This window comes from Ralstonia pickettii (assembly GCF_000607165.1).
GTDB lineage: Bacteria > Pseudomonadota > Gammaproteobacteria > Burkholderiales > Burkholderiaceae > Ralstonia > Ralstonia holmesii.
The window spans coordinates 629,373-647,778 of record NZ_JFZG01000006.1 but is presented as its reverse complement, the minus strand read 5'-3'; the positions used below and the strand labels follow the sequence as shown (position 1 = coordinate 647,778).

The following is an 18,406-nucleotide window of genomic DNA, read 5'->3' as shown; positions in this document are numbered from 1 at the left end:
CCCACCTCTCCCGTTTTTGGTACCGCCGATGCCGACGCCATTTGGGAGGTGCTATTGGAGGATGGGTGGACCGCGCCTCCTTGTGCCCAGTGGTCTTGATCGACACTTCAACCGGGTGCGGTGCAGATTTTTGAGATCCGTGAGGCACATTTATGGGGCTGCGACAGGCTGCTCAATTTGAGTGAGCTTCGTTTTCAGAGAGCGGCGGCTCTCTTTCGTCACTGTGCCCTCATCACATCGAATACGCTAAATCATTGAGGATGAAGGAATTTTCAGCGCGAGGCCGGGGCGGGCACAAGGCAGAGTTCAGAGTTGCGTGAACAAAGTTCAGAGTTGCGTGAATCTCGACCACAACAACTTCAGCCACCCCCCCTTCTTGAAATCGTAATACCCCGTCCCTATAATTAGCACTCGCCGGGCAGGAGTGCTAACAATGCCTCCACCCCCGATGCTTTCCCGATGCGCCGCGTCCCGCGGCGCGTTTTGTGAATAAACACTCACTTTGCATTGAGGAGTTTGTATGAACCTGCGTCCCTTGCATGATCGCGTGATCGTGAAGCGCCTGGACAACGAAACGAAGACCGCTTCGGGCATCGTCATTCCTGACGCCGCCGCTGAAAAGCCGGATCAAGGCGAAGTGCTGGCCGTCGGTCCGGGCAAGAAAGACGATAAGGGCAATGCGATCGCGCTGGACGTGAAGGTCGGCGACCGCGTGCTGTTCGGCAAGTACGCCGGCCAAGGCGTCAAGGTGGATGGTCAGGAAGTCCTGGTCATGCGCGAAGAAGACATCATGGCCGTGGTGGCGAAGTAAGCGGGCGCTCTGTCGCATCGGCTTACCAGTAAACCAATCCTCATTGTCTGCCCGGCGGATTCCCCCGGTGTAGGCAACATCCAAAGATCTCGGAGATTCTCAAGATGGCAGCTAAAGACGTAGTGTTCGGCGACGCCGCACGTGCCAAGATGGTCGAAGGCGTGAACATTCTCGCCAACGCAGTCAAGGTGACCCTGGGCCCGAAGGGCCGTAACGTGGTGTTGGAGCGCAGCTTCGGTGGTCCGACCGTGACCAAGGACGGTGTGTCGGTCGCCAAGGAAATCGAGCTGAAGGACAAGCTGCAGAACATGGGCGCGCAAATGGTCAAGGAAGTCGCTTCCAAGACCAGCGACAACGCCGGTGACGGCACCACCACCGCAACGGTGCTGGCTCAGTCGATCGTGCGCGAAGGCATGAAGTACGTTGCCGCCGGCATGAACCCGATGGACCTGAAGCGCGGCATCGACAAGGCTGTCGGCGCTGCCGTCGAAGAACTGAAGAAGATCAGCAAGCCGACGACCACCAGCAAGGAAATCGCTCAAGTTGGCGCCATCTCGGCCAACAGCGACGAATCCATCGGCCAGCGCATCGCTGAAGCCATGGACAAGGTCGGCAAGGAAGGCGTGATCACGGTGGAAGACGGCAAGTCGCTGGCCGACGAGCTGGACGTCGTGGAAGGCATGCAGTTCGACCGCGGCTACCTGTCGCCGTACTTCATCAACAACCCGGAAAAGCAAGTTGTCCAGCTGGACAACCCGTTCGTGCTGCTGTTCGACAAGAAGGTCAGCAACATCCGCGACCTGCTGCCGGTGCTGGAACAAGTCGCCAAGGCTGGCCGTCCGCTGCTGATCATCGCTGAAGACGTTGAAGGCGAAGCCCTGGCAACGCTGGTGGTCAACAACATCCGTGGCATCCTGAAGACCGCCGCCGTCAAGGCACCGGGCTTCGGCGACCGCCGCAAGGCCATGCTGGAAGACATCGCCATCCTGACGGGCGGCCAAGTCATCGCTGAAGAAGTCGGCCTGACGCTGGAAAAGGCAACCCTGAACGACCTGGGCCAAGCCAAGCGCGTTGAAATCGGCAAGGAAAACACCACGATCATCGATGGCGCAGGCGACGCCCGCAACATCGAAGCCCGCGTGAAGCAAGTGCGTGCCCAGATCGAAGAAGCGACCTCGGACTACGACCGTGAGAAGCTGCAAGAGCGCGTGGCCAAGCTGGCCGGCGGTGTTGCTGTGATCAAGGTTGGCGCTGCCACCGAAGTCGAAATGAAGGAAAAGAAGGCCCGCGTGGAAGATGCTCTGCACGCAACGCGCGCTGCCGTGGAAGAAGGTATCGTGGCTGGCGGCGGTGTTGCACTGCTGCGCGCCCGTGCGCTGATCTCCGGCCTGAAGGGTGCCAACCCTGACCAAGACGCCGGTATCAAGATCGTGCTGCGCGCCATGGAAGAGCCGCTGCGTCAGATCGTCACGAACGCTGGCGACGAGGCTTCGGTGGTGGTGGCCAACGTCATCGCCGGCCAGGGCAACTACGGCTACAACGCTTCGACCGGCGAGTACGGTGACCTGGTGGAGATGGGCGTGCTGGACCCGACCAAGGTGACCCGCACCGCGCTGCAGAACGCCGCTTCGGTCGCTTCGCTGATGCTGACCACGGATTGCGCCGTGGCAGAACTGCCGAAGGACGATGCAGCTCCGGCAATGCCGGGCGGCATGGGTGGCATGGGCGGCATGGACGGCATGATGTAATTTGCCTGTTCGGCAACCTGGCCCGGCCATCTTTCGGGATGGCTGTTCCAAGCAAAAAACCCCGTGGGTGCGAGCCCGCGGGGTTTTTTGTTGCCTGCTTTGTTAAGACGGCGTTAACGCTGCAATGCAGTGGGCTTCGCTACAATCGGCCCACCCGCGAGCCTCAGCGTCGTTAAGTGTCGATAAGCGATCAGCGTCCTGAAGCGGGCACGACAACAACTCAGGGAAGGGAAAACAGATGAACGACATCGCACGCGAGTCCGTCCTGGGCAGCGCCCCCGCTCCGGCTGCGCCGCAGCCCCTGCGACTGCGCTTTATCGGCAGTGGCTCCGAATACTTCCGCATCTGGATCGTCAATCTGCTGCTGACCATCGTTACGCTGGGCATCTACTCGGCCTGGGCGAAGGTGCGCACGTTGCAGTATTTCTATCGCAACACGCAGCTGGCCGGTTCGAGCTTCGACTATCACGGCAGCCCGATCGCCATTCTGAAGGGCCGCGCGATCATTTTCGTACTGGCGCTTGCGTTCAACCTCCTGGGCCATTCGTCGCCGCTGCTGGGGCTGGCGCTGCTTGCACTGATGGCCGCTGCGTTTCCGTGGCTGCTCGTGCGCTCGCTGCGTTTCCGTATGGCCAATTCCAGCTATCGTGGCCTGCGCTTCGCCTTTACTGGCAAGGATGCCGAGGGCTACATGGTGTTCCTGGTGTGGCCGATCCTAAGCGTGTTTTCGCTCTACCTGCTGGCGCCGCTGGCGCATCAGCGCTTCAAGCGCTATCAGCACAAGAACACGCGCTTCGGTACCGCATCGTTTGATTTCTCGGGCACGCCGGGCAACTTCTACGGCGTGTATCTGCGCACCTTCGGGCTGGCGGTGCTCGCCGTCGTGGTGGCTGGTGTGCTGTCGCTGTTGCTGGGGGTGTCGTTCCATCGCGCGCCGGGCATAGGTCAGATCTTCGGCTTCATCGTCATCGGGTTGTTCATGTATGCGGCGATGCTGTTCCTGACCCCGTACGTTCTGTCGCGCCTGCAGAACCTGGTGTGGAGCAACACGACGCTGGGCGCGCACCGCTTTCAGAGCCAGGTCGGTGCAGGCAAGCTGTTCTGGATCTTCGTGTCGAACGCCGTGATGATCGTGATCACCGTCGGCCTGTTCACGCCCTTTGCACGGGTGCGTACTGCACGCTACAAGCTCGAATCCGTGACGATGTTTGCGTCGGGCTCACTCGACACCTTCGTTGCTGGCGAGACCACCAAGGTGAGCGCCCTGGGCGACGCCACGGTGGACTGGTACGACATCGACATCGCGCTGTAAGCGCGCTGCAGGCAAAGGCAACCCCTGTGATTATCGCGACCTACTTCGACGGCCGTACCTCGCGGGCGCAACCCGTGCGCCTTGCCGTCGAGGCGGGCGAGGCGGTGCTGTTCGACGCGGAGGGCACGGCGCTGCGCCGCGCGCCGCTCTCTACGCTGCGGGTGTCGGAGCGCGTGAAGCATGCACCGCGCTTGATTACGTTCGAGGACGGTGCGTTTTGCGAGATCACCGACCCGGCGGAGCAGGCATCGCTGAATGCGCTGCTGCATCGCACCGGCTATCGCGAGGGCTGGGTCGTGCTGGCGCAGAACAGCTGGAAGCTGGCGCTGGGCTCGCTGCTGGCCATGGTGGTGGTGCTGGCGCTGGGCTATCGCTACGGCTTGCCGTGGGGCGCCAAGGTGGTGGCCAATATGGTGCCGCAGCGCGCCGAGGCACAGCTCGGGCGCAGCACGCTGAAAGCCATGGACGAGCGCTGGCTCCGGCCCAGCAAGCTGCCCGCCGCGCAGCAAGACCGCATCCGTGCACGGTTTGCCGCCCTGCACAGGCCGCCGCAGGCCACGCACACGTATCACATTGTTTTTCGTGATGCCGACATCGGCGCCAATGCCTTTGCGCTGCCCGGCGGCGACATTGTCGTGACTGACGCGCTGGTCAAGCTGGTGGGTGAGGGCGATGGCCTGACGGGTGTGCTGGCGCACGAGGCAGGTCACGTTGAATATCGCCACGGGCTGCGGCAGGTGATTCAGTCGTCGGCCATTGGAGCCACGGCGGCGCTGCTGTTTGGCGATGTTTCGACCATTCTGTCAGGCGTGCCGGCGGCGCTGCTGACGCTGCGCTATTCGCGTGACTACGAGCGCGACGCCGACCACTATGCCGCGTTGCTGCTGCAGGAGAACGGCTTGTCCGTCGGTGCGTTTGCCGACGTGCTGCAGGCGCTGGAAGACACGCATGGCGGCACGCGCAAGGCCGATGCCACGAAGAAGGCCGACGCCGCCAGCGATGACGATGCCTCGGCGTTCTTCTCGTCTCACCCGCTGACGCGCGAGCGCATCGACACGCTGCGCCGCTTTGACCGCACGCACGGCGGCAGTGACAACGGCGACGCGGACTGACGCGTCACGCACTCCGCTCGTCACGCTCGTCTAATTCCCGGCTGCTTCGTCATCCGTTTGATCGATTTCCCCCCTGCCTCGGGCCACCAAGAATGGTGACAGAGGGACGGGGGGACATCATGCGACACGCTGAATCGGGCGTCATGAACGCATTGGCGGGTGTGCTGCCGCCCACGCTTGTACGGCGGTTGCCGGACCGCACGATGGTGACCCGCGTGTTCCGCTTCGGGGTCTCCGGTGTTGTGGCCACCGGCATGCATGTTGCCATCGCCACCACGCTCATCAACGGTTTTTCTGCCTCTCAGGTGACGGCCAACGGCGTTGCGTTCATCTGCGCCAACGTCTGCTCGTACCTGCTCAACGCGCTGTGGAGCTTTTCGGCCAAGCCCGGACGCGCGAACTTCTTGCGCTTCTACGCCGTCTCGCTGCTCTGCTTGGCGCTGACGCTTGCGATCTCGTGGCTAGCCCAGACGTTGGGCCTGAGCTACTGGGTCGGGCTTGCGGCGATCTTGTCGGTGGTGCCGCCGCTCACCTTTTTATTGCATCGGTTCTGGACGTTCCGCTAGCGGAGGGCAACATGGGCTGCCTGCACAAACCGCCCGCAATGCAAGCCACCAAGCGGCTTCGCGTTTCATCGCTGAATCATACCTACGGCCAGTTTCGGACTGCGTCTGTGGCGGCTACAACTGACGATAAGGGACGGGGAAATCTGCAAGCGACCGGCGAGCCGCGGCAGGTAGTCAGTACAACGCCCGATAGCCACTCACACCGGCGGAGGCGAAGGCATATGCGCGCGCATACCAAACAGAGAGAACGAGGGGCGGTGCTCCCAATGGTCGGCTTGACCCTTGCCGTGTTGCTGGGAATGGCAGGCCTGGTCATCGACTTGAGTGGCTTGTTCGTGGCCAAGACGGAGCTTCAGTCAGCGGTGGATAGCTGTGCCTTGTCAGCGGCGCAGGAACTGGATGGTGCATCGGATGCACTGACTCGGGCAACGAATGCGGGGCTGACAGCGGGCAACGCCAACCGCGTCGTCTACCAAGCATCGTCCGCATCGTTGGCGAACGCGGATGTCACGTTCAGCACGGCCCTGAACGGCACCTACAGCGCGGCCGGCGTGGCGTCGAGTTCGTCGAGCTATGTCAAGTGCACGCATACCAAGAGCGGGATCACGGCACGCCTGATCAAGTTCGTTGGTGGTGCCACCAGCAATGCCGTTGCTGCGCTGGCGGTGGCCACGCGTGTACATGCGCAGAGCACGTGCCCCATTCCAGTGGCCCTGATCCCAAAATCCGGGGGTACGGCTCCCAACTATGGTTTCCAGATCGGTGAGTGGGTCAGCATGCTGTACTCCGGCGGGTCCACTACACCGGGCGAGATGGGTTGGTACAACCTCGACGGCTCCACCAATGCCAACGAGACGAAAACCGAAATGGATCAGGGCTATTGCAATTCCAAGATCGGTGATCAGTTGGGGACACCTGGTGCGAAGGTCTCTGTTGACGACAACTGGAACGGGCGCTTTGGCATCTACAAGAACAAGTCAAACGCATCGCAACTGCAGCCGGATTTCACGGGCTACTCCTATACGTCGACCAATTGGACGAACACGGTGCCGCAGAACGCCTACAGCGGCACACCTGCTGCGGGCTCCGACCCGAGCGCTGCCAATTTCAAGAGCAAACGGCTTGCCTATGCCAACTACGACGATACCGGGACGAGTGTCACCGGCGGCGACAAGATCACCGGGCTCAACGTCAAGGGCGGCTACAAGAGCCTCGCCACCAGCGGGAACAGTGGCGATTTGGCCACCTATGGGGTGAATCGGCGCGTTGTCCTAGTACCCGTCATCTCATCCGCGTCAAAGATCATCGACTACGCCTGCATGCTGATGTTGCAGCCCATTGACGGTGTCCACAACACGCCGCAGTTTGAGTTCCTGGGCAACGCAGGGGGCACCAGCAGCCCGTGTTCACCCAGTGGCCTGGCGGGCGGCAGCAAGGGCCCCTTGGTTCCAGCATTGGTGCAGTAGGAGCGAACCATGAAGACGCGACAACGACAACATGGCGTGGCGCTGGTCGAACTGGCCATCATGCTCAGCCTGCTGCTTGCCATCACCTTTGCGGTAACGGAGTTCGGCCGGGCCATCTACACGTACAACACCTTGGCCAAGGCCACACGAGACGCCACCCGTTACCTGAGCACGCAGGCCGCCGGCAACACGACCTCCTATACGACTGCAACAAATCTGGCGGTCTATGGCACGCCGACGGTCGGCAGCACGCAAGTGCCGCTGGCACCGGGGCTGACGTCGAGCATGGTTTCCATATGCGATGCGTCCAACACGAGCTGCACGTCCAACATTGCACAAGGGACCAACCCTGCCATCAACACCGTCACCGTCACGATCTCGGGCTACACGTTCAACCCGGTGATCGACATGATGGCGTTCCTGCGTTTCTATGCGGGCGGCACCGGGTCGATCACCTCGTTCCCGTTTGGGAACATCTCAGTGACCATGAGGCAGTCCTATGAATAAACATCAGAAAGGTACGACGGCGGTTGAGTTCGCCATTGTGGTGGCGCTCTTTCTGACGGTGCTGCTTGGCATCCTCGACTTTGGGCGCATTCTCTTTACCTGGAACGCCGTGGGAGAAGCGACGCGCTGGGGGGCGCGACAGGCGGTGGTCTGCGGGCAGGGCTCGACATCTGTGTTGAGCAAGATGCAGACCATTCTTCCGACGCTCACGTCTGCGAATGTGTCAGTGCAGTGGTACGACACCAGTGGGGTGGTGAGCACCAGTTGTGATGCTACGAGCTGCGGTGGTGTTGCAGTCAGCGTGACCGGTATGACGGTGGCGCCTTATTCGCCTGCTACCTGGATTGGCTTTTCTCAGCTCGCTGTGCCCGGGTTTTCCACTTACTTGCCGCGAGAGGTCATGGGGCAGGATCCTAATAGCAGTAGTGTTTGCTCCTGAATGGCGTTGGTCGGGTTCACTTTTTTTGTGGGGGATGGGCCTGGTGGTTCATCCCCTTTTTCGTTCCCTGCCGGGCCTGAACCACTTTCTTGGTCTTGCCAAGGGAAGCCGGCAAAGATAGATGTGCCCGAGATGGCGAAAGCCTTCTTGAATTTATGTCGTAGTGAGGGGAAGGGAAAAACTCACTGTGCTCAGGCAGTTCTCCTTCCTTCTTTTCTCCCAGCAACAGAATCCAAGGCGTCATCAATGGCAGGGACGGCCAAACCGTCGAGAGTTCGGCGTTGCTTTGGTCGCCGTGTAGGTGGAGTGGATTTTTAGTTCTGGTGCCATGTTCGGCGCACCCGAGAAAAAGGCCAGCTCATCGTGAGGTTGGCCTTGTTGTTTGGGCTGGCGTCCAGAGGGGTTGGCCTTTGACTTCCTTGCCGAGATGGCACCTTGAATTTCTGCAAGCGGCCGGGAAAAAGGTGGGGAACTGTCTGAGCGAAGCGACTTTCCCACCCTTTCCCTGGTGACAGAAATGCAAGACGAAGTCGCTATCTCGGGCGCATCAATCTTTGCCGGCTTTCTTTGGCAAGACAGTGAGTCAGCCCCGGTAGGGAATGAAACAGGGATGGGCCACAAACGCCCGCCCCGGTAGCGCGCGAAGGGAAGGCACACCACTAAGCGCAACCTCGAAGCCGAAGCCAGCAACACGAAGCCCAATCCCAAACGCTAAAGATACAAAGGAAAAAACCCGGCGCGCGTCCGGGAACAGGACCACCGCGCTAGCACATACGCCAGGTGATAGTCCGGGGGCCTTCACCACCAGCTATATTCGCGCGTGCATGTCAGCCTCCCGAGCCTGTCATGGTCGGCAGCAGCACACGGTAGATCTGGATGAATGCTGGGCCGAGCAACACCAGCAGCAGCGTCGGGAAGATGAAGAAGATCAGCGGGAAGAGCAGCTTCAGCGCGATCTTGGCGGCCTGTTCTTCGGCACGCATGCGGCGCTTGGTGCGCAGCATGTCGGACAACACGCGCAGCGAGTCGGCAAGGCTGGTACCGAAACGGTCTGCCTGGATCAGCATTGATGCAAACCGGTCGACGTCTTCCACACCGGTGCGCAGCGCCAGGTTGGTGAGTGCCTTTTCCTTGGGGAACCCGGAACGCAGTTCCAGCAGCGTGAGTTCCATTTCTTCGGCCATCACGGGGCAGCGCAGCGCGAGTTCGTCCGACACACGCATCATGGCCGCGTCCAGGCCGAGCCCGGCTTCTACACACACCGTGAGCAGATCGAGCATATCGGGAAACTCTTCAAACACATCGCGCTGACGATGCTCGACCTTGCGTGCCAGTGCCGCGTTGGGCAAGTAATAGCCAATGGCGCTCAGCAGCCCCAGAACAGCGAGGACCACCTCCTGGTCGTGATGTTCCGGCCGGCTGCTCAGCACCAGCAGTGCCGTCAGCGGGAAGAGGATCGCCAGCACCGTCTTCACACCAAAGTACAGCGACGGCGCCCACGGTTGCCGCCAGCCGGCATTCATGAAGCGGATGCGCAGTTGCGAGTTCTCCCAGCCGTCTTTGGGCAACGACAGTTGCGAGACCGGCTTGGCCCAGGTGGCCAGTTTCTCTACCCAGGCATGGTCGGGGACTCCGGCCAGGTCTGCGCCCACGGTCTGGCCGCCGATCTGTTGCATCCGGCCGCGCGCGCGGTTCGCAGAGAACAGGTGCAGCAGCCCAAGTGCACCGCCAAAGGCAGCCACGAAGATCAGGGCCAGAATGAAATATTGATTGGAATAGAGCGTTTGCATGATCGTCTCCCCCCAAGAAAACGAGGTCACGTTGTCAGGTCAGGTCACTGTGCTGCATATCGCACGTCCGTCAGACCCGGATGCGGATGATCTTGCGCATCCAGATCAGCCCCATCACCATGTTGAGCATTGCCAGGCCGATCATCTTCAGCCCCATCGGGTCCGTCCATAGCACCTTCATGAAGTCCGGATTGACGATGAGGATCATGCCGGCGGTGCCGAAGGGCAGCAGCCCGAGAATCCATGCCGACAACCGCCCTTCGGCTGACAGCACGCGGATCTTGTCGTACAGCTTCAGGCGCTCGCGCACAAGGTTGCCGATGGTGTCGAGAATCTCCGCCAGGTTGCCGCCGCTTTCGCGCTGGATGAGCACGGCAATCACGAAGTAGCGCAGGTCATTGACGGGCACTCGCTTGGCGAGGTTGGTCAAGGCTTCATCGAGCGACACGCCGTAGTTGATTTCTTCGAATGTGGTGCGGAACTCGGGGCCCATCGGCTCCTTGATCTCCTGCCCGACCATGCCCAGCGCGCTGGCGAAGGAGTGGCCGGCACGCAGTGCACGGGCAATCATGTCCACCGCGTCGGGAAGCTGCGCCTCCAGCTTCTTCAGGCGTTTGCGCCGCTGCGATGCGATGTGCAAGACCGGCAGCGCAGACATGAGCAGCGCGCAGGCCGTCACGATGCCAAACGGGAACGGCAGCAACGCACCGACTGCCAGTACTCCGACGCCGATCAGGATGGTGTATCCCAGGAGCTGCGCAACCGACCAAGCGCTGCCGGATTGCTCCAGCCAACGGTCGATCGTGCTCACGCGGGGCAGGCTCATCAACCAGCGCTGGAACTGCGGTGATTCGCTCAGCAGGCGTTTCTTGAGAATCGAGAGCTGCTCGGTGCCGACGTGTCCGCCCGCGGACAGCGCACGGATGCGGGCATCAACGCGCTTGGCCTCGGGGCCGTGGTAGTTGTTCCACCACTGGTAGACCCCCTCGATGCAGAGCACGACGGCCGCGAACAGCAGGATTGCGAACGCGTAGAAGATTTCGTTCATTTAGGGTGCCCCCGTTTCTAGATCGCGCTTGGACCACACTGGTGGTGGCTTTGACTTCAAGCCTTTAGACCTCAAAGTGCCTTTGCGGGTCAAAGGTCTCGTCTGGCAAGCCCACCCCGAACACGCGCAGCCGCTCGGCAAATTTCGGATAGACCCCCGTGGCGCGGAAGAGCCCCTTGACGGAGCCGTCTTGCGCGATGCCCGTGCGCTGGAAGGTGAAGATTTCCTGCATGTTGATGACATCACCTTCCATGCCGGTGATCTCCTGGATGCTTATGACTTTGCGGCGCCCATCCGTCAAACGCGCAACCTGGATGATCACGGTGATGGCCGAAGCGATCTGCTGCCGGATTGTTTTGGGTGGCAGGTTCAGGCCCGCCATGTTCACCATGTTTTCCATGCGCGTGAGCGCATCGCGCGGGGTGTTGGCGTGCACGGTGGTGAGTGACCCTTCGTGGCCGGTATTCATGGCATTGAGCATGTCCAGGGCCTCGCCGCCGCGCACTTCGCCCAGGAGGATGCGGTCTGGCCGCATGCGCAGGGCGTTGCGCACCAGTGCACGCTGCGTGATCTCACCTTTACCCTCGATGTTGGGCGGGCGCGTTTCCAGGCGCAGCACGTGCGGTTGGCGCAGTTGCAGTTCTGCGGCATCTTCGATGGTGACCATCCGCTCGTCGGCCGGGATGAAGCCCGAGAGGATGTTCAGGAGTGTGGTTTTGCCGCTGCCCGTGCCGCCCGACACCAGCACGTTCACCTTGGCTTGCGACAAGGCTTGCATCAGCTTGGCCATGGGCGGCGTGAGTGTCTTGAGATCGATCAAGTCCGAGACCTGCAGCGGGTTGGTCGCAAACCGGCGGATCGAGAGCAGCGGGCCATCGATGGCCGAGGGCGGAATAATGGCGTTCACCCGCGAGCCATCGGGCAGCCGCGCATCCACCATCGGGCTGGTTTCATCAATGCGACGGCCCACGCGCGAGACGATCTTCTCGATCACCTTCATCAGGTGCGCATCGTCGTAGAAGGTGACGTCGGTAAGTTCCAGCTTGCCGCGGCGTTCGACGTAGACCTGCTTTGCCGTGTTGACCAGGATGTCGGACACCGTTGGGTCCTGCAGCAGCGGCTCCAGCGGGCCGAAGCCGAACATCTCGTCATACACATCGGTAGTCATCTGCCGGCGCTCGGTGTCGTTGAGCAGCAGCTTTTCTTCGTCGATGATGTTGTTGACCAGGGCGCCGATCTCGTGGCGCACCTGCTCGGTCGGGAACCGGGCCAGCCGTTCCAGATCCACGCGGTCCAGCACCACTTCGTGCACGGTTTTCTTGAAGTCCCGATAGGCCGGATGGCCCGCCACGCTGTGGTGGTACGGTGCGTGTCCGTTCATGGACATCGGCGCGTGGTCCGGGCGGGAGAGTTGTTCGCGGATCGACATGATGGGCTCCGTCTGACTGGCGAAATGGACAGGAGAAACTTAGGCAATGTTCGGAGACGACGTCTTGGCCCGCGAGAAGAACTTGCTCAAGGAGAAGCCCTTCTCTTGCGATGCGTGACGATCGTTCTCGCGCGCTGTGGCGAAGACGTTGGCTAAGGCCATGAGCGCCTTGGCCATGGCGCTGCTGCGGTGGTGCTGGGCAATGGGCATGCCCTGGCAGATGGAGTCATCCACCGAGGCCGCATCTTCGGGCAGCACATGAAAGAGCTTCTGTCCGAAGACTTGCTCCAGCGTGCTGCGTGGTAGCTCGTCACGCTTGCCATGCCGGTTGACCAGGATGCGCAGCTTTTCGGCGGGGTAATGCAGTCCGTGCAGGATATCCAGCAGGCGCCGCCCCGTGCGCGCAAAGGCAATGGTCGGCTGGACCACGACGCAGATCTGGTCGCAGTGATCGAGCACCGCAATCGACAGCGGGTTGATTGCTTGCCCGACGTCCACCAGGATGAAGTCGTAGATCGGTGACACCAGCGAGAGCACGTACTCGATCTTGTCCTTCTTGATCTCGCCCGCCTTGATGGGGTCGCTGGCGCCGGCCAGGACGTCAAAGTCCTTCGCCACGCGTGTCAGACACGCTTCCAGGAAGGCATCGTCCAGGCGGTCGACCTGTGCGCACACTTCGGACAGCGTGGCGGGTGGTGTCTTGTTGCTCACCAGAAAGTGCGTGTCGCTGAACTGCGTGTTCAGGTCGATCAACAGCACGCGCTTGTGTTCGTGTGCTGCCAGCGTGTAGCCGACGTTGCTGGCGATGAAGCTGGAACCGGCGCCGCCCTTGCTGGAGATGAAGGCAATCACGCGCGCTTCCTCTCGCGTTCTCGGGATGTGGCTGGTTTCCAGCCGCGTGAGCGCTGTCGTCAGTTGGGCGCGTTCCAGCGGCCAAGTCAGTATGTCACTGACGCCGGCGCGCAGCGCGCGAATCAGGTCGTCGCGCTCCTGGGTTTGCGTGACGAGGATGCAGGGCAGGTCAGCGAACTGCTGCCGCAGCAGTTCGATGCTCAGCATCTGGCTGGGGCCACTGCTTGGCTGGTCGATGATGAGCGCATCCGCGCCGCGCAGTTGGCAGGCATGCGTGGACAGGCTGCCCGGTGCCGCATGCAGGTGCATGACCTGGTAGCTGCCGGCGGCGGCTACCAGGCGTGCAAGGTCCGCCAGGCGTTCACCGTCTTCGGAGGCAATCAAGATCTTGAGCATGGCAAAGCTCCCCGTTCGATCGTGTGTTCTGTATGTCGTTGCATCGCGCCGTGACAGGGCTGGCCTGGTATCAGGCTGGCGATGGCGGATGCTGTTTGGGCACCCGCCAAGTGCTGTCAGCGTGAGAAGCTACCGGACATCCCGCTACCGCCGTACCCGCCGCTGCCGAATCCGCCGTACCCACCGCTGCCGGTGCCAGTACCCCCAGCGGGGAAGCGGGTCATCGAGCGGTCATAGTTGCTCATGGCGGCCACTGCGGCTTTGCCGTCATAGCCATTCAGCGCGGGCAACCCGGCCGGTGCGTCGGGATTGATCACCTGTGCTTGCTTGACGCTGGTGACGGCCTCGCCGAAGTGCTTGTCCCAGTTGGGTGTCGTGGTCATGCAGGCAGTCAGGGCCTGGCAAGCCAGGATCACGAGTGCGGCGCGTTGCAGGTATTTGAGATTGGTGTTCATGGCATATCTCCACATGGTTCCCGGGTTAGCGTGTCTGCGGGGTTGTGGTCGTATCGGCCACTGCCGTCTGCCGGCCCTGCGTCTTGGTTCTGGCCTGGGCCAGCCGTGCTGCGGTGGCTTCGATTCGGGCAACACGCGCGGCGTTGTCGTCCGTGGGCGCCGGGGCCGATGTTGTGGCGGGCGCGGCCTCTGCAACCGGTAGCGTGGCCGCCGGCTTTTCTGGCGTGACGTTTGCCGGCTGCGTTGGCGGGGCGATGCTCACCTCAGTGCGCGGGGCAGGGATGGCCTGGGCCACCGGAGCGGGCGCAACCGGAGCCGGCATCGGCGCCTGCGAGCTGGGCGCAGTGGGTGCGCTCGGTGCCTGTGCGGGTGCCTGCGGTGCCGTGGCAGGTGCAGCGGCCGTTGCTGGTTTGGCTGCGCGGTTCTTGGGGCCGGAGCCTTCCATGTTGCCCGTCAGGTAGACGGCAAGCTCGTTGGGCGTTGAGAAGCTGTCAGTCGGCAGCGGATACGAGGCTGTCTGCATTGGCTGCACCAGTCGCGGCGTGATGACGATGACCAGCTCCGTCAGATCATGCTGGAACTGCGTGCTGCGGAAGAGCGTGCCCAGGACGGGGATTTCACCCGCGCCAGGCAATGCCTTCAGCGAGCCGCGTGCGTTGTCTTGCAGCAGCCCACCGATGGCGAAGCTCTCTCCGTCACGCATCTGCACGGTGGTGGACGCGCGCCGCGTGGTGATGAGCGGCAGGATGGTCTGGCCGTTCGTGTTGGCACCAGTGACAGTTGCGCCCGTGGGCGAGAGTTCCGACACCTCCGGTGCCACCTTGAGGTTGATGCGGCCATTGGCCATCACGGTTGGCGTGAACTTCAGGCCAACGCCGTATTCCTCTTCTTGCAGCGTGATGGTGGGTGCGCCGCCTGAGCTGCTGCTCTGCGCAACCGGGATGTAGATCTTGCCGCCAGCCAGGAAGCTGGCTTCCTGCCCGCTGAGCGTGACGAGATTCGGCTCGGCAAGAATCTTCACCAGGCTGTCGTTCTTTTGCGCATCCAGCTCAACCTGGAAGGGCCGGTTGTTCGCCTTGTTGCCAAAAAGCGCGGTAGACGAGCCGGTCAACAGGGAGGTCAACAGGCCGCCGCTCCACGAGCCGAATCCGCCTTGGACATTGAGTGCCGAGCCCAGCTGGTTCAGCAGGGTCTTCGACACTTCCGCCACCTTCACTTCCAGCATGACCTGCTGCGGCGTATCCACGATCATCATATTGATGACGCTGGCGCCGCTGCCGCCTGCGGGTGCACCGGCTGCGCCACCGCCCTTGTCTGCGCCACTCTGTGCGGAGGCTGCATAGGCGTGTGCGATTTCCATGGCTTGCTGCGCGGCCTGTGCGCTCGACACGTTGCCGGCGAGCACAAGGCTGTCAGCCGCGGTCATCACACGAATCTTGCTTTCCCCTGGCATCAGTTGTGCGAGCGAGGTCTGCAAGCCCCCTGCATCTGCGTTGACCACTACATTGACGATGCTGCAGGCGCCGCTGCGACCCTGCACGATCATGTTGGTGGTGCCCACACTGCGGCCCAGCAGATACATCGATTGCGGCGACACCATGGTGGCCTGCACCACGGCTGGATTGCCGAGGGTGCGATTGCGCACGGGCTCCGGTAGCGAGATGAGCGAAGACTTGCCAACAGGCACCACTACGCTGCTTTCGCCGCGCACGGCGCCTATGCAGTTGGGGCCCCGTACGTCAGCCACCGGCGCAGTCGCCAGCGCCGGGTTCATGCTGATCGTCATCTGCACTGGCGCGGATGCTCCGGCGCGGGACTGCATCACGACCGGTGCCGTCGTGGACTTGGCTACGGCACCTGCTTCCATGGCCGTTTGTGCTGTCGCGTGCGTTGGCATGCAGAGCATGGCACTGGCGGCACTTGCCAGGACGAGCAGGCGTGTGCTGCCGAGGATCTGTCCGCTACGTGGCGCGACAGTGGCGACATTGGTTTTTTGGTTCGTCTTCATATCTCCCCCCCCGAGGGTCTGCTGCACAGGATGAAAATGCGGTTGATACGCTGTGGCTGGTTAACCTCTACGTTGCAATGCGTGTTGAAGGACTGTCAGGTATGGCGGGTCAGAAGCATTCCATGCTGCCTTGCACGCCCGCCAGTACACCGATGCAGTCGCGTTGCCGGATCGGGCCCGAGGCAACGTGGCGCACCTTGGCGGTTGCACGCGTCGTGCTGACCATCACCACCTTGGGTGCGGGCTCGGCTGCGGGCGTGCCCAGCAAGGTGCCCTTGGTGGCGCCGCCGGTTGCCGTGGCGGCCACGTCGACCTGATTGCGCAGCACCAGCGAGAGCGTTCCGACGCTGCGTGCCACATCGAGCTTCTCTGCCTGATCGGGTGTCACTTCCAGCGTGACCGCGTTGACGACCTTGGGTTGCGTGTCGTCGCGGCTGACTTGCTGTGCGACTGCCAGCACCAGGATCTTTTCCAGCACGATCTTGGAGATGCTGTTGTTATTGTTGTTCGCGCTCTTCGCTTCTTCATTGGTGTTGACGATCACGTCGACCAGGTTGCCGGGCAATGCGAAGCCCGCTACGCCCACCACGTCATTCACACGTACGGTAATGGCGCGCTTGCCTTCCGCGATGACGGCAGAAAGCCCGCCCTTGGTACCGATGGGTGCAAGCTTGCTTTCCAGAATCGGTTCGCCTTTCTGCAGGCTTGCGCGCACCACGCGCCCTTGCAGCGCCTTGGGATCGTCAAACGTGCCCGGTGGCAGGCTGCCGGCTGGCCAACTGACCATGCGCAATTGCTCATTGCCCAGCGGTTGGCCAAGATCCATGTCGCTGGCGGCCACCGCGACTTGTTTGACGGAGCTGGATGATTGCTGAGACAGCCAGCGTGATGCAGAGACAACGGCCGCGATCCCCGCTACCAATGCGACGACCAGCATCACGATTGCACGCGCGTTTTTCATGATGAGTTCCCCCTTCTGAGATCAATAGAGCGGATCGGATCGGCAAGGCTCAGGTGCGAGCCTGCTTGTCCTGCCGCCAGCCCATGCCCGCACTCATGGAATCGGTTGTCTTGAAATCTGTGTGCGAACAGAAGTAGATGTCCCATGCCCGGCGCAGCGCCTCTGCGGTCACCTCGGACGGCCCACCGTGGTACTGGACGGCGGAGGCCACCAGGCGCAGCAGATCGCGCGGAATGCAGGCCAGCAACGGTTTGCCGCTGCCCTCGTGCAGCGCTTCGCGCAGGTAATTGAAGGCGGCATCTGCGTTCTGCAGGCCGAGATCCTGCGCAGCGCGCAGATAGACCTCGCGGTAGTCGGCCACCGAGAGCGGGCCTACGTAAAGCTTGCTGCCGAGCCGGCGCAGGAAGGCGTCGTCACCCAACTGTGCCGGTTCAAGGTTGGTCGAGAAGATCGGCCAAACATCGAACGGCACGGAAAACCGAACGCCATTGCGCAGCGAGAACATATCGACGCGGCGGTCCAGCGGCACGATCCAGCGGTTGAGCAGTTCGCTCACGCCCACTTGCTGGCGGCCAAGGTCATCGACGATGTAGATGCCGCAGTTGGCCTTCATGTGCGGGGGCGCTTGATAGAAGCCGGTCGTGCCGTCATAGCGCAGCTCGAGCATCTCCAGCGTCAGCTCGCCGCCGGAGAGCACCGCGGGCCGATGGCACATCTGCCAGCGGCGATCCAGCGGGCGCCGGGCCACGGGGCCTTCTTCGTCTTCCTGCGCCACGTGCACGAGTGGGTCGAAGATTTGGATGATCTCGCCCGCGATCGTGATGGCGTGCGGCACCGGCACGGCGCCGGGCAGCAGCATCCCGAGGTGCTGGGCGAGATAGGTCTTGCCGCCGCCGGCAGGGCCGTAGAGCATCAGCGCGCGGCTCGTGTTCAGTGCGACGCCCACATCGTCGAGCAGGTCCGGCGGCATCACGAACGTGCTGAAGGCGGTGGTGACATCAGTCTTGGACAACGATGCGAACTGGATGGAGTGCCGTTGAACGGATTCAACATAGGCTTCCAGCGTGACGGGCGCGGCGCCGACATAGCTGCAGCGCGCAGTGAATTCAGCGGCGCGTACATAGCCGGCGTCGGTCAGGTGAAAGCGCACGTCCAGGTCGTTGGCGCCACGGTGGGCGACTTCCAGCATGCGCTCGCGCACAGCGTAGGCCGCCACTTCATTGATGACCATGGCGGGCAGCTTGATGGTGTCCATCAGCATGACCAGCGTGGCGCTGCGATGCAGGTAGGCCACTTTCATGAGCAGGCCGAGCAGCAACGAGATGTCCAGGCCCGTTTCGGCCACGGTGCGGGGCAGGATGTGCCAAGGGGCAGCGGGCTCGCGACGGGCGGCGTCCAGCCCGGTGGGCGATGGCACGGCCTCGAGCGAGCGCGGCGCATGTTGGGCGTGCCCGAATTCTGTGTGCTCGATTCTTTGGTCCCCGATCATCTTCATCACCGTTTGGC

16 protein-coding genes are annotated in these 18,406 nt (G+C 62.2%); 8 read left to right on the top strand and 8 right to left on the bottom strand.

The annotated features are described in order from the left end of the window. Window positions 1-520: 520 nt before the first annotated feature. The 8 genes from groES (at window position 521) to BG83_RS0109275 (ending at window position 7,961) form a co-directional block, all read left to right on the top strand. Window positions 521-811: a co-chaperone GroES gene (groES, locus tag BG83_RS0109310; RefSeq protein ID WP_004629730.1), complete on the top strand. Its 291-nt coding sequence runs from the start codon at window positions 521-523 to the stop codon at window positions 809-811. Window positions 812-915: 104 nt separating this feature from the next. Further along, window positions 916-2,559, top strand: a complete 1,644-nt coding sequence (gene groL / locus BG83_RS0109305) for a chaperonin GroEL (protein WP_024976459.1) — start codon at window positions 916-918, stop codon at window positions 2,557-2,559. 238 nt (window positions 2,560-2,797) lie between these two features. Then, window positions 2,798-3,871 carry a YjgN family protein gene (locus tag BG83_RS0109300; protein WP_024976458.1) on the top strand — a complete coding sequence of 358 codons (1,074 nt, stop codon included), beginning with the start codon at window positions 2,798-2,800 and terminating at the stop codon, window positions 3,869-3,871. A 26-nt stretch (window positions 3,872-3,897) separates the two neighbouring features. After that, window positions 3,898-4,983 carry a M48 family metallopeptidase gene (locus BG83_RS0109295; RefSeq protein ID WP_024976457.1) on the top strand — a complete coding sequence of 362 codons (1,086 nt, stop codon included), beginning with the start codon at window positions 3,898-3,900 and terminating at the stop codon, window positions 4,981-4,983. Window positions 4,984-5,102: 119 nt separating this feature from the next. Beyond that, a complete protein-coding gene (locus BG83_RS0109290; RefSeq protein ID WP_024976456.1) occupies window positions 5,103-5,549 on the top strand; it encodes a GtrA family protein in 447 nt (148 codons plus the stop codon). A 221-nt stretch (window positions 5,550-5,770) separates the two neighbouring features. Continuing rightward, complete coding sequence (locus tag BG83_RS0109285; RefSeq protein WP_024976455.1) at window positions 5,771-7,015, top strand: pilus assembly protein TadG-related protein; 1,245 nt, start codon at window positions 5,771-5,773, stop codon at window positions 7,013-7,015. A 9-nt stretch (window positions 7,016-7,024) separates the two neighbouring features. Next, complete coding sequence (locus BG83_RS0109280) at window positions 7,025-7,522, top strand: TadE/TadG family type IV pilus assembly protein (protein ID WP_024976454.1); 498 nt, start codon at window positions 7,025-7,027, stop codon at window positions 7,520-7,522. Further along, a complete protein-coding gene (locus tag BG83_RS0109275; RefSeq protein WP_024976453.1) occupies window positions 7,515-7,961 on the top strand; it encodes a TadE/TadG family type IV pilus assembly protein in 447 nt (148 codons plus the stop codon). The genes BG83_RS0109280 and BG83_RS0109275 overlap by 8 nt, the downstream gene beginning before the upstream one ends. A gap of 827 nt (window positions 7,962-8,788) precedes the next feature. Here the strand turns inward: BG83_RS0109275 and BG83_RS0109270 are convergent. From BG83_RS0109270 to BG83_RS0109235, 8 genes are all read right to left on the bottom strand, one after another. Continuing rightward, on the bottom strand, window positions 8,789-9,751 hold the full coding sequence (locus BG83_RS0109270; protein ID WP_024976452.1) for a type II secretion system F family protein: 963 nt from the start codon (window positions 9,749-9,751) through the stop codon (window positions 8,789-8,791). A 70-nt stretch (window positions 9,752-9,821) separates the two neighbouring features. After that, window positions 9,822-10,799 (bottom strand): type II secretion system F family protein, encoded by a 978-nt coding sequence (locus BG83_RS0109265; protein WP_024976451.1) that lies wholly within the window; start codon window positions 10,797-10,799, stop codon window positions 9,822-9,824. Between the two features lie 64 nt (window positions 10,800-10,863). Further along, on the bottom strand, window positions 10,864-12,228 hold the full coding sequence (locus BG83_RS0109260; protein WP_024976450.1) for a CpaF family protein: 1,365 nt from the start codon (window positions 12,226-12,228) through the stop codon (window positions 10,864-10,866). Window positions 12,229-12,267: 39 nt separating this feature from the next. Further along, window positions 12,268-13,476 (bottom strand): AAA family ATPase, encoded by a 1,209-nt coding sequence (locus BG83_RS0109255; RefSeq protein ID WP_024976449.1) that lies wholly within the window; start codon window positions 13,474-13,476, stop codon window positions 12,268-12,270. Between the two features lie 116 nt (window positions 13,477-13,592). Next, window positions 13,593-13,931, bottom strand: a complete 339-nt coding sequence (locus tag BG83_RS0109250; protein ID WP_024976448.1) for a hypothetical protein — start codon at window positions 13,929-13,931, stop codon at window positions 13,593-13,595. 25 nt (window positions 13,932-13,956) lie between these two features. Next, window positions 13,957-15,939 carry a type II and III secretion system protein family protein gene (locus tag BG83_RS0109245; protein ID WP_024976447.1) on the bottom strand — a complete coding sequence of 661 codons (1,983 nt, stop codon included), beginning with the start codon at window positions 15,937-15,939 and terminating at the stop codon, window positions 13,957-13,959. A 109-nt stretch (window positions 15,940-16,048) separates the two neighbouring features. Further along, window positions 16,049-16,900, bottom strand: a complete 852-nt coding sequence (cpaB, locus tag BG83_RS0109240; protein ID WP_024976446.1) for a Flp pilus assembly protein CpaB — start codon at window positions 16,898-16,900, stop codon at window positions 16,049-16,051. Window positions 16,901-16,949: 49 nt separating this feature from the next. Next, window positions 16,950-18,389, bottom strand: coding sequence for an ATP-binding protein (locus BG83_RS0109235; RefSeq protein ID WP_200869035.1), 1,440 nt, complete (start codon window positions 18,387-18,389; stop codon window positions 16,950-16,952). Between the last annotated feature and the right edge of the window lie 17 nt (window positions 18,390-18,406).

Excerpts from the sequence above, each read along its gene's own strand:
- groES (WP_004629730.1), top strand. The coding sequence starts at position 521 with ATGAACCTGCGTCCCTTGCATGATCGCGTGATCGTGAAGCGCCTGGAC.
- groL (WP_024976459.1), top strand. The coding sequence starts at position 916 with ATGGCAGCTAAAGACGTAGTGTTCGGCGACGCCGCACGTGCCAAGATG.
- BG83_RS0109300 (WP_024976458.1), top strand. The coding sequence starts at position 2,798 with ATGAACGACATCGCACGCGAGTCCGTCCTGGGCAGCGCCCCCGCTCCG.
- BG83_RS0109290 (WP_024976456.1), top strand. The coding sequence starts at position 5,103 with ATGCGACACGCTGAATCGGGCGTCATGAACGCATTGGCGGGTGTGCTG.
- BG83_RS0109285 (WP_024976455.1), top strand. The coding sequence starts at position 5,771 with ATGCGCGCGCATACCAAACAGAGAGAACGAGGGGCGGTGCTCCCAATG.
- BG83_RS0109280 (WP_024976454.1), top strand. The coding sequence starts at position 7,025 with ATGAAGACGCGACAACGACAACATGGCGTGGCGCTGGTCGAACTGGCC.
- BG83_RS0109275 (WP_024976453.1), top strand. The coding sequence starts at position 7,515 with ATGAATAAACATCAGAAAGGTACGACGGCGGTTGAGTTCGCCATTGTG.
- BG83_RS0109270 (WP_024976452.1), bottom strand. The coding sequence starts at position 9,751 with ATGCAAACGCTCTATTCCAATCAATATTTCATTCTGGCCCTGATCTTC.
- BG83_RS0109265 (WP_024976451.1), bottom strand. The coding sequence starts at position 10,799 with ATGAACGAAATCTTCTACGCGTTCGCAATCCTGCTGTTCGCGGCCGTC.
- BG83_RS0109260 (WP_024976450.1), bottom strand. The coding sequence starts at position 12,228 with ATGTCGATCCGCGAACAACTCTCCCGCCCGGACCACGCGCCGATGTCC.
- BG83_RS0109255 (WP_024976449.1), bottom strand. The coding sequence starts at position 13,476 with ATGCTCAAGATCTTGATTGCCTCCGAAGACGGTGAACGCCTGGCGGAC.
- BG83_RS0109250 (WP_024976448.1), bottom strand. The coding sequence starts at position 13,931 with ATGAACACCAATCTCAAATACCTGCAACGCGCCGCACTCGTGATCCTG.
- BG83_RS0109245 (WP_024976447.1), bottom strand. The coding sequence starts at position 15,939 with ATGAAGACGAACCAAAAAACCAATGTCGCCACTGTCGCGCCACGTAGC.
- cpaB (WP_024976446.1), bottom strand. The coding sequence starts at position 16,900 with ATGAAAAACGCGCGTGCAATCGTGATGCTGGTCGTCGCATTGGTAGCG.
- BG83_RS0109235 (WP_200869035.1), bottom strand. The coding sequence starts at position 18,389 with ATGATCGGGGACCAAAGAATCGAGCACACAGAATTCGGGCACGCCCAA.